The sequence below is a fragment of the Streptomyces sp. NBC_00354 genome (assembly GCF_036106915.1).
Classification (GTDB): Bacteria; Actinomycetota; Actinomycetes; order Streptomycetales; family Streptomycetaceae; genus Streptomyces.
The window spans coordinates 8,246,736-8,261,183 of sequence record NZ_CP107983.1 but is presented as its reverse complement, the minus strand read 5'-3'; the positions used below and the strand labels follow the sequence as shown (position 1 = coordinate 8,261,183).

Genomic DNA, 14,448 nt, shown 5'->3' with positions numbered 1-14,448 from the left:
ACGCCGGCACGGGCCGCGTGGGCGTCGATCCGTGTCGTCGTGAGCGAGGGCGGCCCCTGGCGGACGGTGCGCTGCGGGGACTCCCGTGCCGTCTCCGCCAGGCCGCGGCGGGCCGCCTTCTCCGCGTCCCCGGTGACTGGTCGGCGGCGCGCGCTCCGGTCCCGCGGCGACAGCGCGGTGAGGCCTCCGCCTCCTCAGCCGGTTGAGTCAGGTGCAACGTCGCAGGTCGGGTGGAGCTGGTGGAGGTGGTCGGCGGCTTCGGACTTGCGGGGGTTGTTCAGCCGGACGAGCGCGTCATGAGCGGTGGTCAGGACCGTGTGGGCTTCGTGGTGCCGGTTGAGGTGGAGCAGGACGATGCCGAGGTCGAGGCGGGCCGGTTCGCTCCAGGCGGGCATCTGTGCTGCCTGGAAGTGGGTGAGGACGTAGCGCAGGAGGTGTTCTGCTTCGTTCCATCGGTTGAGGGCGGCGAGGTCGTTGCCGATGTGCCGGCGGGTTACTGCGAGGTAGAGGCCGATCAGTTCCTGGGGCTTTCCTGGGACGCCGGTGTGGCAGATGGCTTCGCTGCGTCGGTGGATGGCCAGGGCTTCCTGGGCGCGGCCGGTCTGGCGCAGCTGCTGGCCAAGGGAGTTGAGGGCGGTGAGTTCGGCAAGGCGGCTCTCTGGGCCGCTCTGCTTGCCGAGGTGGTCGGCGGCTTCGTGGAGCCAGGTGATGGATTCGTTGGTTCGCCCGAGCCGGTGGAGGGCGCCGGCGGCGTAGCCCAGGGCCCAGCCGATCTGGAGCTGGTCGCCGCTTTCGCGCGCTGCGGCCAGGGCGGCCTGTGCGGTGGCCAGGGCGGCGGTGTGGTCGTAGAGACACATGTTGTAGGCCCAGGCCAGGTAGTTGAGGTGGACGGCCTCGTCGCGTTTGCTGCCCAGGGCGCGGGCAGAGTCGACGGCCCACTGGAAGACCTGTGCCCATGCTTCCCAGTGCGGGGTGCGGTCGGAGAACCAGTGCATCGCCTCGGCGGTATCGATGACCTGTTGGTGCAGGCCCCGGGCTTGGGCGCGGCCCAGGGCGGCGAGCCACTGGGCCTTCTCGGCCGGTAAGGAGCGCAGGAGGCCGCTGCGGTCCTCGGTGGTGGTGGGGATGGCGTTGTCGGCGGCGCCGAGGGCGCGCAGGAGCCGGGCGAGCGCGTCGCGCGGCGGGGTGGGCTGGGGGTCCATGCCGCGCAGGTCGATGGCGTACTGGCCGTGCGGGAAGTGGGGGGTGAGGGTGTGGGCGGCGTGGACGGCGAAGGCGGTCTTGCCCAGGCCGGGCTGTCCGCTGACCACGGCAACGGGTGGGTGAGCGGGGTCGAGGTGTTCGGCCAGGGCGCGGAGCCGGTTCAGGGCAGAGCCGCGGGCAGTGAAGTCGCCGAGATCGCGTGGCAGTTGGAGGGGGTGGTGCGGGACGGGCTGTGTCTCCGGCTGGGTGGCGGGCCCGGCTTCGGGAGCGGGGCCGGGGCGGGGGCGGCCGAGGCTGGCGGTGTGTTCCAGTTCGGCGGCGGCCGGACCGTCCAGGCCCAGGGCGGTGGCGAGGGCCTGTACGGTGCGGCGCTGCGGCCCCCGGGAACGTCCGCGTTCCAGGTCCGAAAGAGCCCGCACGCTCACACCCGCGGCCTGCGCCAGTTCCTCCTGACTCAGCCCCGCACCCGTTCGCAGAGCATGCAGGCGCGCGGCGAACCCCCCGTTACTCATGAATCAAATCCCCTGGTCAGCGCGTTCGCCCCGAGTCGGCGGGTCCTATCGGCAGAAGTATGCCAAGACGTTACATCTACTTCTGCCGGTGGAAGTTCGTGGTCCGCACGCCCGCCCCCGGGCGCTGTCAGTGGACGTCGGAGAAGCACAGCTCTTCTACTGCTCCGACCACGCGAGGGTGAACGGGGCATACGACGCGTGCTCCGATGCCGCCGAGGCGGCCTTGAACCGGGCCGGGTTCGAGAAGTACTCGTATGCCCCTGACGCCGAGGTGTACCACGCGGCCTTCCTCGCCCTGCCCAAGGCCGGAACGCTGCCGATGGCCGGGCCCTCGCCCGCGCCGCCCTCGACGTCTTCGCCGACGACCCAACATGGTGCTCCGACGTCATCCGCCCCAGCGCGGCGATGAGGAGAGACGCCCCGCCCGCAACCCCGGTTCCCGCCGCCGAGCCGCCCCCGCCTGCTCCGCCGGCGACGGGGTCCCGGCCCGCGCCCGGGGCCCCGTCAGGAACAGGAGCGGACCGCGCGGTCCCAGGCGCCGGGGCTGCGGTAGTGGTTGCTGTGCCCGGCGGCGAGCACATGGCGCAGTTCGGCACGGTGCTCGGTGTCGGCCGGGAGGACCAGCCGGTCGAGGAGGGCCAGGGCGGCGCCCGGCTCCAGGTCGCCGTAGACGTCGTGGAAGCCGGCCCGGAGGCCCCGGAAGAGGGCGGGGTGCAGGGCGGGCAGCCGCATCGCGGTGCGGTACGTCGGCTCCTTCACGGCCCAGCACACCGGCCCCGAGCACTCCAGGACCCGGCGGGCCCGCCGAAGCAGGCCCTCCGACGGTTCGGTCACGACCCGGTCGATGTCGTTGCCGAGCACTTCGGCGAAGGCCCTCGCGGACGTGGTGCGGTCCTCGAACCAGTCCACCCAGAGCGAGTAGGTGACGGACTCGGTCTCCCGCTCCGCCTCCAACCGCCGGCGGTAGCCGTCCCACAGCACGTCGGCCGGGAGGGGACCGCCCTCGCCGTCGTCGGCGAACCGGATCTCGCACGTGACCCAGTACTCGTCGAGCAGGTCCAACAGCCCGAAGGCCAGCCGCAGCTGTTCGGCCGCGTCCATGTCCTCGGCGAACACGTCGCCGGCCCGGGCATGCGCCACGTCGTTGGCCGTGAGCAGCACGTCCGGCCGCTCGTCGCTGACCCACCCGTCGCGCACCCTGCTGATGCCCTGCTCGGCCAGCCAGCCCCGCGCCGCCTCCGCCGCCTGCGTTTCCATGCAGAAAGTATGACCGGCCCGGCCGATTGCTCGGCCGGGCCGCTTCGGGCGCCGGTATCGCGGACGTGACAGGTGCCCGGATCAGGCCCGGAGGGTCATCCGCGGGTCGGGCAGACGTCCTGCGTGACCTTGCCGGCCTTGCCGGCGTTCGTCGCCGGGTCCAGGGCCAGGCACTTGCCGGTCCACCGGTTGATGAAGTAGGTGGCGCGCCGCCCGCCGTACTGCTCCGCCGGCATGACCTCCCAGAGCTGGTTGTCCGAGGCCCACCGGCTCTCGCACGGCCACCAGAACAGCTGCATGCCGTTGCCGGGCGGCACGCCGAGGTTCCACGGGATGGTGAGGCAGTAGCCGTTGCCCGCCTTGATCCAGTAGTAGTTCTGGCTGTCGTAGGGCGGCAGGGTGCCCGACCACTGCTGGCTGCTGGGCGCCGGGCTCGCGCAGGCCCGCTGTGTCACCACGCCGCCCGAGCCGTCGGGGAACTCCTCGCCGCGCACCATGCAGCGGTTCGGGGCGGTGGTCTCGTAGGTCTGCCCGATGAACTGCCTGTTCGGCGTGACGGTCCACAGCGCCGGGTGCGGCGGGAAGATGTGGGCGTTGCGGTTGAGTTCGTTGACCACGGACATCGGGGTGACGCCGCCGGTGTCGCTCTGCTCGTAGAAGTTCACCGCGACGTAGTTGGGGTTGTGGCCCGCGGCGGGACGGCAGTCCTTGTCGATGCGCTTCTTCAGGGCCGAGCCGTTGTCACCCGGCGCCTTGGCCTCGGGGTTCAGCACGCTCGAGTCGAACTGGTTCATGGTGAACAGCGGCGTCAGGGCCGTGCCCGGCATGGGGTTCTGCCCCACCGGGTTGCTGTTGCGCGATGCGCAGCCGCTGGGCAGGTCGTCGTAGTCGTAGAGCGTCTCCACCGTGCGCGCCCACGTGTACATGAGGCGCCCGTATTCCTTGCTCCCGTCGCTGGACTTGACCGGGACGTCCTCTCCCCACCTGTCCTGGAAAACCACCAGGCGGCGGTTGTCGGAGACCATGTCGCGCAGCCGCGGCCAGTTCCGCTTGTCGATGTCGTACTGGTTGGGCGAGAACAGCAGGTTCTTCGCGTTCTCGGCCTCCAGCACGTCGGTGACCGCCTGGGTGAGCGACGGGCGGCTCGCGTAGTTCTCCAGGAAGACCGTCACCACTTCGTCCGGGTGAGCCTTGAGGAAGTCCACCACCCTGCTGAGCCCGCTGCGAAAGCTCTCGAAGCAGGCGAACGTGGAGTGGCACATCATCAGGTCGACGTTGCCCTCCTGGTCGACGGAGACGTCGTAGGTGTCGAGCATCAGCCCGCGCACGCCGTCGTCCAGCTGCCGGGAGATGTTGCGCGACTGGTTCTTCGGCAGCAACGACCCAGAGCTGGCGTAGGAGTTGTGGGTGGTCAGCGACGACCACTGGTCGAGGCGGGCGTCTCCGTACTTGCTCCCGGACGCCGCCACGGCGGTCGTCGGGGTGGGCAGCGTCGCGGCCAGGAGGAGCAGCGACAGCACGGGTAGGGCCAGCCTTCGCAGCACGCGGAAGCCTCTTGCAAGCATGTCGTTCCCCAGGGTCAAGCCGGTCGTCGGAACCGGAGCGGGCGTGCGGTACCGGTTGCCGGACGGCGGTGTGGGCGGCCCGGGGCACCGTGATGCCCGGCGGCCCGGCCCCGCCGCCCGTTCCACGTCGAGCCAACACGGTGAGCAGGGGGCCGGACCATGCGGTTCCACCGGCAGAAGTAGGTCCCTGCCTACTTCTGCCGGGCGGGTCCGCCGGCCCGGGCCCCCGGCCGGGGCCCCACGGGGCGCTCGCCACGATCGGCGGGGAGGAGGGGCGGCTGTCGGGCTTCTTGGCCATGACGGTACGACTGGGTTCTGACAGACGGGCTGGGACTGCTCGTGGCTGGTAGCTGGGGCGGGGCCGTGTTATCCGGCCCCGCCCGTGAGGGGTTCCCTACCGTGAGGGAGGTGGGAGCTGCAAAATGTCCGGCGAGCACGTCCTCCGCCGCGAACTCACCAACCAAGTCCTCTGGGAAGCATCCTCGGGTATGACCTCGCCATCGGCGATCACGTAGAGGTGTTCGACGTGGGCCTTCTTGGCCGCGTAGCCGGGGTCGCTGGAGGCCTTCCAGGTCTTCGGGCGCTGAAAGGAGACGCCTTCCTCGCGGAGCGCGATGCGCAGGCCCTCGTGGCTGATGTCGTCGACCACCCCCTCGGCGACCAGGAAGTCCGCCAGCTTGGTCAGGCTCCACGTCGAAAACCCGGCCCACGCTGGTGAACGTCACTTCGGCGATCTCGCGCACATGTACTCGTTCTGCCACCCGGACAGGGTGACGGCACGCGCCGCCAGGCACAGCACCGGAACGGCGCGTCACATCACCACAGGGCAAGCGTTGCCTGATACGGCACTAGCCAGCGACGACCCCCGTGTTCTGGCAGGCGGTCAGCAGCCAGCGGCCGTCGGCCTCCTTTGAGATCACGTACAGCGGGGCGCCCTCGCTCTCCTCATCCGGGGCCAGGTAGCGCTGACGGACCTTGACCGCCGCGACGTCGGGTCGGATGAAGAGCACGTGGACCACCTCGTAGGTGACCTTGCCATCCCAGCTCGCCGCGGGCAGGACTTCGCGGGTGAACTCCGAGATCGCGTCGAGGCCGATAAGGACCTTGCCGTGGGCCGTCGTCCAGATCGCATCCGGGTGGAAAAGGCCGAGGAACTCCTCGGGGTCCTTGTTCTGCTGGGAGTGCTCGACGGTGGCGACGAGCTGGCTGATCGCTTCGACGTCTGCCGCGTGGGACGTGGATTCCATTGTCATGTGGATTACCGTCACACCTCAACCATGGCTGAGGTCAAGCGTCTGATCACGCGACTCCTCCCCCGCCATGAATGAGGGAGCTTCTCGCTACGCCGGTTGAGCTTCGCGACGGACCAGCCCGGCCCGCAGAACGTTCCGAGCACCCATCATGTCCGCGTGCGCGATGTGGCCGCACAAGACGCGGTGGCCACTTCTGAACGGCTCCCGCCGTGCCCGCCCAGGCCCACTTTACGGAGTCCCGCGATTGGCTCTCGTAGGGCGGCGAACAGGCGGGCGACCGTGTCGTCCTGGGCGTCGTGCAGGTCTTCGACGCCGGTGACGATGTGAAGGAAGGACTCGTCCAGCCGCAGGGGCCGCTGGTCTCGGTGGCTGAGGGTCTGGGCGCAGCGGAAGTGGGCGTCGCGGCCCTGGTGGATGTCGTAGAAGGCACCGACGAGGATGAGCAGGCGCTCGTACGCGCAGTGGTAGGCGCCGCGGTGGGCTTGCCGGGCCGACAGCAGCCCGGCCCGGCCCGAGGCGTTCACCAGGTGCTCTTTTCGCGAGGCTCCCGCCGACCCCGGCGACGGCGGTCTGCTCGAGTGCGCCCCGCACACCGCTGCACTGCCCCTGCCCATGCCTGCGAACACGCCGGTCCAGCGGCACCGCCACGGGCCGGCGACGCCTATCTGCCGCGCGCCGACACCACCGCGCAGCGCGTCAGCCCGCTGACCCGGCCCGGCGTCCGCCGTACCGTCCTGAACCTCGCCTGCACCGTCCCGGGGCGGCAGGCCCCTCGTTCGCCTTCCGCCCGGCTACCGTGCACGTCACTCCGGGCGGCCCTGCGGCAGGTCGCAGGCATCCACGCCGTCTTCTCTCGGGGCCCGGCGCCTCGTCGGCTCCTCCGATCGGGTGCCGTCGGCATCGGCGCCGCCGGTGCATGCCGGCCACGGGGTAAGGCTGGGCCGGTCGGGGAGGTACGGATGGAAGAGGCAAGCAGTGCGGTTGAACAGCTACGACGGCTTCACTCGGCTGCGTGAGGTCATCGTCGGATCGGGCACCGGCTACACCGGCCACGACCGCGACCTCACCTTCGAACTGTTCCACCAGGAGAACCTCCTGCACTACGGCAGCTGGCACTACCCGCGCCTGGCGGCCGGGGAGGCACCCGAGCGCTGGGCGGTCCATCCGCAGTACGTCGAGGAACTCGTCGAGGACGTGGAGGGGTTGGCCGAGACCCTGGTCTCGCTCGGGGTCACGGTCCACCGCCCGCTCGCCCTCCCTCCGGACGCGGGTCCCATCGCCGGCCCCGGCTGGAGGGCCACGCCGACACCCGCGCTGAACGTCCGCGACAACACGCTCATCGTCGGCGACGAGATCATCGAAACCCCGCCGATGGTCCGCTCCCGCTGTCTGGAGACCCGCCTGCTGGCCCCGCTGTTCCGCCGCTGCTTCGACGCCGGCGCGCGCTGGACGGCGATGCCGCGCCCCGGCCTGACGGACGCCTCCTTCGACCTCTCCTACGCCCGGCACGCCGCAGCCGCCCTCGGAGCCGGCGCCGTGCCGTACGCACGTCCGGGCCCGTACGACGCGGGATACGACATGATGCTCGACGGAGCACAGGTCGTGCGGCTGGGCCGCGACCTGATCGTCAACACCGCCCAGGCCAACCACCGGTCGGCCGCCGACTGGCTCGAACGCCATCTGCGCGGGCGGTTCACCGTCCACCGGGTGGAACGGATGGCAGACAGCCACATCGACGCCACCCTCCTCGCACTGCGCCCAGGAGTCTTCCTCGCCCGCCACGACCGCGTACGAGACCTGCTGCCCCGGCCCCTGCAAGGCTGGAAGTTCATCGTCCCGCCCGAGCCGGATCCTGCCGATTTCCCCTCCTACGTGCCCCGGGACCTGCTGCTCACCAGCCCCTACATCGACCTGAACGTCCTGTCCGTCGACGAGACCACCGTGCTCGTCAACGCCGCCGCCACCAGCCTCCGCGCCGCCCTCGAAACCAACGGCTTCACAGTCGTTCCCGTACGCCACCGCCACCGCCGGCTCTTCGGCGGCGGTCTGCACTGCTTCACCCTCGACACCGTGCGCGACGGCGGCCCCGAGGGGTACCTGAACTGAGCCGACGATGCGGGCGGCGCAGCGAGCGGCTCGCTGCCCTGCCCGGACGGGACGTCGACGGGAACATCTCCGCCAGCGCCCCCGTGCGGATGACCGCCTCACTGGGGTTGATGCCGGTCGCTTTCACGCGTACGAGGACCTGCCCGCCCCGGGCACCGGACGTTCCACCGCGTCGACCCGCAGCACGTCGATCCCGCCGAACTCGTCGCACCTGACTGCCTTGGGCGTGATCTCTCTCCTCCTCCTCGCTGAAGCTGACACGGGTGGGGCTACGCCCGCCGGAGTTCGAGCACGGGAATGATGCGGATTCCGGCCGTCTGGCGTGCGTACTCGGCAAAGCCGGGATAACGCTGCGCTTGCTCGGCGTAAATGCGGTCGCGTTCGGCGCCGCTCAGTTCGCGGACGGTCACCTGGTAGGTGGCGGTGCCGCGTTCGATGGTGCCCTCACCGGCGGCGGTCAGGTTGCGGTACCAGTCCGGATCGGTGGGTGCTCCGCCCTTGGATGCGAAGACGTAGACGATGTCCGGCGCGGTGTCGTGCGGGAGGTACATCATCGGGCTGACGTACTCCTGCCCGCTCTTGCGGCCGCGGTGATGGACGAGGACCAGTGGAGCGCCCTCGAAGACCCCGCCGACCCTGCCCTCGTTCGCTCGGAACTCTGCGATGGTCTTCGCGTTCCAGTCTGCTTCGCTCATGTCGAACTCCTGTCGTTCACGATCCGGGTTGGGCGCTGGGAGGATGAGCCGTAGGGACGGAGTGGGTTCTGCCTTGCGCCAGGCGGTGACGCGAGCTGCGCCGGAGAGATGGGCTGACACGAGCTGTCCGGTTCTGTGCAACGCCGCGGCCGCCTGCCGACTCGGGCGCGGAGTGCTGGTTCGCTCGTCAGCGGGTCTGCCTCGCGCTTGGTTGAAGGCCGCGGCCGGCATGGGCGGCCCGCACATCGGCGGGCCGCGGCTGCGCCGACAGCAGATCCCGAAGCTGGCGCCGCTGCTCATCGACGTCGCTGTCGGCGGGGAGGGCTGACTGCCGCAAGATCGCTTCGAGGTTCTCGAGCTGTTCGGTACGCACGGAGCATCTTCCTTCGGTGGGCGACCTCCTGCCGGGAAGCGCGCCGCTGTGATCCTTCCACCAGGCAGGTGAGGAGGCATCACCGGATCAGGGTGATTCGCTCGGCCGGGGCAGCCGCACCGACCGATCCTCTGCGGACAGGCGGGCCTTCTCCATGCCATGGGACGTCTCGGCCAGAAGTAACGGCAAAGGCTGACCGCCTTGGCGCGAACGGCAACCCGAAGGGGACCGCTCCCGGCAGGTTGGTGACCTGCAGGGTGTCGGACGCGGCGTCGGAGAGCGTGACGGCGAAATCAGACCAGGAACGCGAGGTGCGTGAGCGTCAGCGGGTACGTGGTCCGGCGCCGGGTACCACGCTGTATCGGGAGTGCATACGGCTGACGGGGCGGGGGCTGACCGCGCCCGAGGTGACTGACCACGCGCGAAGGCAACGACGTCACCGTGCGTGGTGCAGTCCACCGCTTTGCGGCGGGCGGGTTCGACGCGCTGAGGATGCCCCTCGCCCGGGCGCCCGGCCTCGGTCGCCCGTGAGGACCGCGAGGCGCTGGTCGCCCTGCTGGAAGAGTCCGCCCGGCAGGGCCGCACGTGGACTGCCGCCGCGCTGTGCGACTGCCTGGCCGCGGAACGGGTTTCCACCGGGACGGGTTCCGGTGGAAACGGACCCGGGACACGCCGCGGCCCAAGGCCGACCCCCCGTCCTCCAGCAGGCCGCCCGGGCCCAGCTGGAGGATTTACGGCTCTACGGCTGGGCGCGAGTACGGGTTTGAGGGACCTGCGCTTCCTCGACGAGAACGGGTTCGCACCGACCACGCGCATCGGATACACCTGGTCACGGCACCACAACGGGCTGTGGTGCCGGGTGGGGCCGGCGGGCGAATGCGCTCGGGCCCTGGCCGTGGGACAGCCTCCGACCTGGTCTGGGAGAGGACCTGCCACAAGGTCGACGCGGCCATGCTGCTGAAATGCGCATGCACGCGCCTGGCCGCCTGCCTGGCGGTGCCGCCGCTCTGGAGGAGCCGCCCCGCGGGCTATGCCGAACGTGTCCACACCACCGCCGAAGCGGTCGGCACCGCAGTCGACCAAACCCTGAAGCGTCAACGCGTACGCGTCAAAGGATCAGCAGCGAACGTCGGCAAAGCCGCTTAGCATGAATGGCAAGGATTCATCTCCAGGCCCGCGCCGGCGCGGCAGGGAGGCCGTCATGGCGTTCGACACGACTGGTTTCGAGCAGGCCGACAGCTCCCGCTACATACCGATCCCCGAACACGGCCTGATCGGCGATCTTCGAACGACCGCCCTGGTCGGCACGAACGGCACCATCGACTGGTACTGCTGCCCGCGCTTCGATGCGCCGAGCGTGTTCGGGTCCATCCTCGACGCCGACCGGGGCGGGTCGTTCGAGCTGGCCGCCGAGGTCCCGACACGCACCAGGCAGTTCTACTTCCCCGACACGAACGTCCTGATCACACGGTTCTTCGCCGCAGACGGCGTGGCCGAGATACAGGACTTCATGCCCGTGGTCGACGAGTCGCGCGAGGCGGCCCGGCACCGGCTGATCCGGCGGGTGATCTGCGTCCGCGGAGCCCTACCCTTCAGGGCGCGGATCGCCCCCCGCTTCGGCTACGGCGCCGAGGCACACACGACACACCTCGAAGGCCACACGGCTGTGTTCCGCTCCCCGTCACTGACGCTCGCGCTGACCGCCACCGCACCCCTGGAGAGCGACGGCCTGGACGTGTGGTCGCACTTCAAGCTCCTCGAGGGCGAGTCCCATGTGTTCGCCCTCGACCAGCTCGGCGACGACGTGGCCCCTCGGTCCTGTCCACGCGCCGAGGCGCAGGAGCAGGCCGAGGCGACGATCAGGTTCTGGCGTCACTGGCTGGCCGGTTCGCGCTACCACGGGCGGTGGCGGGAAACAGTGAACCGCTCCGCTCTGGTACTGAAACTGCTCACCTACGCGCCGACCGGTGCGATCGTCGCCGCGCCGACCACCAGCCTTCCCGAGCAGATCGGCGGCGAGCGCAACTGGGACTACCGCTACGTCTGGATCCGCGACGCCGCCTTCTGCGTCTACGCCATGCTGCGCCTCGGGTTCACCTCGGAGGCCGAGGCGTTCATGGGGTTCCTCGGCGAGCGCGGCATCATGCGCGGCACCGGTGCGACCGGCCCGTTGCAGATCATGTACGGCATCGACGGGCGCAGCGAGCTGCCCGAGTACGAGCTGCCGCACCTGGAGGGCTACCTCGGCTCTGCACCGGTCCGGGTCGGGAACGCCGCCACCGGCCAGCTCCAGCTGGACATCTACGGAGCCCTGATCGACTCGATCTACCTGTACGACAAGTGGGGACAGCCGATCAGCAGCGCCCGCTGGGACGAGGTCGGAGCGATGGCGGACTGGCTCTGCGAGCACTGGGACCAGCCCGACGAGGGAGTCTGGGAGACCCGCGGGGGCCGGCGGAACTTCGTGTACTCGCGGCTGATGTGCTGGGTGGCACTGGAGCGGGCGATGCGCATGGCGAACCGCCGCGGCCTGCCGGCGGACCTGCCCCGCTGGCGGGAGTCCCGGGACGCGATCTACCGGCAGATCATGCGGCGCGGCTGGTCGGCCCAGCGGGGCGCCTTCGTCCAGGCCTTGGACGACGAAGTCCTGGACGCCTCGCTGCTGATGATGCCGATGGCCAAGTTCATCTCGCCCACCGACCCCAAGTGGCTCTCCACTCTGGACGCCCTCACCGCAGACTTGGTCTCCGACTCCCTGGTCTACCGCTACGACCCGACCGCCAGCCCCGACGGCCTGCACGGCCCGGAGGGCACCTTCTCGATCTGCTCCTTCTGGTACGTCGAGGCACTGGCCCGCGCAGGCCGGCTGGAGGAGGCCCGGCTCGCCTTCGAGAAGATGCTCACCTACGCCAACCACCTCGGTCTGTTCGCCGAGGAGATCGGCCCTACCGGCGAACAGCTCGGCAACTTCCCCCAGGCCTTCACCCACCTCTCGCTGATCAGCGCCGCCTTCAACCTCGACCGCGCACTCGGCTGACGCGGTACCGCCGCCCGGACGCCGTGCATCGCGAGGTGGTCACCGCCAATCCACCGTTCAGCGTTCAGTCTTCATGCCTCGCCGAGACTTTGTGAGCTCCGTGGTTCGGGCATCGGCGGTGCTCAGCAGTGTGTTCGTGCTCGCGCCGGGACCAGTTGATGCGATCCGAGATCTCTCGGCCACGTCGGCGCGGACGCGTTCGGCCAGGCGGACACGGCTCCGCAGAGATGTGATAGCCGCTGCCGAAGTTGCAGAGGCGGAAGGTGTTCGGGGTGACGGCCTCGGCAGTAGCGGCCGGGACCAGTACGGCGGTTGCGGCGACCAGGGTAGAGGCTGCGCCTCCTGGCACGGACGACGGACGGTGAGCTGTCCCTCACGACCGTCAATGAGCTGCTGAGGTTCGCCTCGGCCGGGCACGGCACCGACTGCATCGAAGCCGGGGGTGCGGAGCCGCTGCGATGACCTGCGGCCGGCGGTGGAGCACCTGCGGTGAGCCTGGCGTCGCGGCGGAAACGGTGTGTCGCCGACCGGCCTCACGGTCGACTTCGACTGACCGGACCACCCCCTCCCCCCGTGTACGCCACCTGCGCATTCGGTCATGCAATCCGGCAGGCCGGACTCTGCGCGATGACCGGATCGGGGTCGCCCCCGCGGTGTCAGGAGCCGTCGGCGTCGGGCCAGGCCCGCATGGCAGCCTTCGCGACCTTCTCCAGCGCCTCGCGGGACTCCCCGTCGCACGCCTGCTGGTTCATGCCCTGGATGACCGAGGCATAGAAGGTGGCGAGGCCCTCCGCGTCCGTTTCGCGGGGCAGGATCCCGGCTTCGACGTCCGCGCGGACCAGGCCCGCGATGGACGCCTTCGTGGCCTCCCTGATGGCCCGGAGGTCCGCCTGCACGTCTTGTGATCCGGGTGTGCAATTGGTCGCCGCCGTGATGATCAGACAGCCCGGCGGATGACGCGGGTCTGTGTAGTCCGCCGCCACGTACATCAGCACCGCCTGGATCACCGAGCGGGCGTCCCGGTCCTCTGGCGACGGCGGGAACGTCCCGTAGGTGCGCTGATACAGCTCCACCACCTCGCCGAACAGCCGCCGTTTGTCACCGAAGGCCGCGTACAGGCTGGGCGGGTTGATCCCCATCGCCTTGGTGAGCGAGGCAATGGACGTCGTCTCGTAACCGTGGGTCCAGAACTCCTCCAGCGCCACGGCCAGGGCCTTGTCCCGGTCGAAGGCGCGGCGGGATCGCGTCCCACGGGCCTCCCGCCCTTCTTCGCCGCTCGCCGTCACACGCCCAGTCTACCCACAACCTGTAGCGACCGCTAAAGACACTCTGCTACGGTCTCCCCGATCCCCAGCTTTATCGATCGCTAAAGCTGGGATCCGCGGCCGAGCCGCACCCATGCATGCGTTCACCGCCGACCCAAGGAACCAGCCATGACCTCTGCGCCCCTCGCCCCGTACTCGCGCACCACCCGCGGCTCCGGCCCCGGCCTCCTCCTCGCCCACGGCGCGGGCGGCGGCATCGAGGCCAACTACGGGCCGATCATGGACGGGCTCGCCGCGCAGTACACCGTCGTCGGGATCGACTACCCGGGCGCCGGCAAGACCCCCACCACACAAGGCCCCCTGGATCTCGACGAGCTGGCGGACCAGTTGGTCGCGGCGGCGGACGCCGAAGGCCTCGACACCTTCGCCGTCTCGGGATACTCCCTGGGCGGCCCGGTCGCACTTCGCGTGGCCGCCCGCCACCCGGAAAGGGTTACCGCCCTCGTCCTGAGCGCCACGTTCGCCCAGGTGGACACCCGCACCGACCTGGCCGCATCCATCTGGCACGAGCTCTTCACGTCCGGACAGCACACCCTGCTCGCCCGGTACGTGACGCTGCTGGCGTTCAGCGCCCCCGGCCTGAACTCCTTCACCCCCGCTCAGGTTCAATCCGTCGCCGACCAGATCGCCCCCTCCATACCCCCGGGCACCGGCGCCCACGTCGACCTGGTCCGTCGCGCGGACGTACGCAACGACCTCGCGACCATCACCGCGCCGACCCTGGTCGTCGTGACCACCGCCGATTCCCTCATCCCCGCCGCCCTCCAGCGCCAGGTGGCCGACGCCATCCCCGGTGCCCTCACCGCCGAACTCCCCACCGGGCACCTGCCCTTCGCGGAGCAGCCCGCGGAATGGCTGAAGATCATCACCGACTTCCTCTCCGGGCAGCCGACCCGGTGAGGGGGCCGCGTTGCCCAGCGGCCCCGGCCGACCGGCCGTGGTCCCCTGGGGGCCGGTCATGGTGGACCACCCCGGCATCGACGGCGCGCTCGGCGTCATCGACAGCTGCCACGCGGGCTGGGAGCCGCCCCAGGCCGAGGATCTGGCCGGGCACGCGCACCGGCCGTGCCCGGCTGGGGCCTGCCGATGGCCTCGTCACCGGGCCAGCCCGCCGTCGGTCTC

Annotated in this window: 11 protein-coding genes and 1 pseudogene; 3 read left to right on the top strand and 9 right to left on the bottom strand. The window is 70.4% G+C overall.

From position 1 onward, the window contains the following. Nucleotides 1-194 precede the first annotated feature (194 nt). From OHT74_RS37985 to OHT74_RS37960, 6 genes and pseudogenes are all read right to left on the bottom strand, one after another. A complete protein-coding gene (locus OHT74_RS37985; RefSeq protein WP_328622832.1) occupies nucleotides 195-1,715 on the bottom strand; it encodes a helix-turn-helix domain-containing protein in 1,521 nt (506 codons plus the stop codon). A gap of 504 nt (nucleotides 1,716-2,219) precedes the next feature. Next, the gene (locus OHT74_RS37980; protein ID WP_328622831.1) at nucleotides 2,220-2,972 is read right to left on the bottom strand and encodes a hypothetical protein; all 753 of its coding nucleotides are present in this window, start codon (nucleotides 2,970-2,972) and stop codon (nucleotides 2,220-2,222) included. Nucleotides 2,973-3,067: 95 nt separating this feature from the next. After that, nucleotides 3,068-4,516, bottom strand: a complete 1,449-nt coding sequence (locus OHT74_RS37975) for a phosphatidylinositol-specific phospholipase C domain-containing protein (protein ID WP_328622830.1) — start codon at nucleotides 4,514-4,516, stop codon at nucleotides 3,068-3,070. A 499-nt stretch (nucleotides 4,517-5,015) separates the two neighbouring features. Beyond that, nucleotides 5,016-5,237 (bottom strand): annotated as a pseudogene (locus OHT74_RS37970) (IS630 family transposase); the annotation flags it as partial. Between the two features lie 148 nt (nucleotides 5,238-5,385). Beyond that, complete coding sequence (locus tag OHT74_RS37965) at nucleotides 5,386-5,790, bottom strand: SgcJ/EcaC family oxidoreductase (RefSeq protein WP_266671338.1); 405 nt, start codon at nucleotides 5,788-5,790, stop codon at nucleotides 5,386-5,388. A 146-nt stretch (nucleotides 5,791-5,936) separates the two neighbouring features. Beyond that, nucleotides 5,937-6,314, bottom strand: coding sequence for a hypothetical protein (locus OHT74_RS37960; RefSeq protein ID WP_328622829.1), 378 nt, complete (start codon nucleotides 6,312-6,314; stop codon nucleotides 5,937-5,939). A 451-nt stretch (nucleotides 6,315-6,765) separates the two neighbouring features. Between OHT74_RS37960 and OHT74_RS37955 the strand changes: the two genes are divergently transcribed. Further along, on the top strand, nucleotides 6,766-7,896 hold the full coding sequence (locus tag OHT74_RS37955; RefSeq protein WP_328622828.1) for a glycine amidinotransferase: 1,131 nt from the start codon (nucleotides 6,766-6,768) through the stop codon (nucleotides 7,894-7,896). A 269-nt stretch (nucleotides 7,897-8,165) separates the two neighbouring features. Here OHT74_RS37955 and OHT74_RS37950 read toward each other — a convergent pair whose 3' ends face one another. Then, the gene (locus OHT74_RS37950; RefSeq protein ID WP_328622827.1) at nucleotides 8,166-8,591 is read right to left on the bottom strand and encodes a nitroreductase family deazaflavin-dependent oxidoreductase; all 426 of its coding nucleotides are present in this window, start codon (nucleotides 8,589-8,591) and stop codon (nucleotides 8,166-8,168) included. A gap of 187 nt (nucleotides 8,592-8,778) precedes the next feature. Continuing rightward, nucleotides 8,779-8,964 carry a hypothetical protein gene (locus OHT74_RS37945; RefSeq protein ID WP_328622826.1) on the bottom strand — a complete coding sequence of 62 codons (186 nt, stop codon included), beginning with the start codon at nucleotides 8,962-8,964 and terminating at the stop codon, nucleotides 8,779-8,781. 1,201 nt (nucleotides 8,965-10,165) lie between these two features. Between OHT74_RS37945 and OHT74_RS37940 the strand changes: the two genes are divergently transcribed. Next, complete coding sequence (locus OHT74_RS37940) at nucleotides 10,166-12,001, top strand: glycoside hydrolase family 15 protein (protein ID WP_328622825.1); 1,836 nt, start codon at nucleotides 10,166-10,168, stop codon at nucleotides 11,999-12,001. A gap of 656 nt (nucleotides 12,002-12,657) precedes the next feature. Here OHT74_RS37940 and OHT74_RS37935 read toward each other — a convergent pair. After that, the gene (locus tag OHT74_RS37935; protein ID WP_328622824.1) at nucleotides 12,658-13,287 is read right to left on the bottom strand and encodes a TetR/AcrR family transcriptional regulator; all 630 of its coding nucleotides are present in this window, start codon (nucleotides 13,285-13,287) and stop codon (nucleotides 12,658-12,660) included. A gap of 147 nt (nucleotides 13,288-13,434) precedes the next feature. Here OHT74_RS37935 and OHT74_RS37930 point away from each other — a divergent pair, with 147 nt between their 5' ends. After that, on the top strand, nucleotides 13,435-14,226 hold the full coding sequence (locus OHT74_RS37930) for an alpha/beta fold hydrolase (RefSeq protein ID WP_328622823.1): 792 nt from the start codon (nucleotides 13,435-13,437) through the stop codon (nucleotides 14,224-14,226). Nucleotides 14,227-14,448 lie beyond the last annotated feature (222 nt).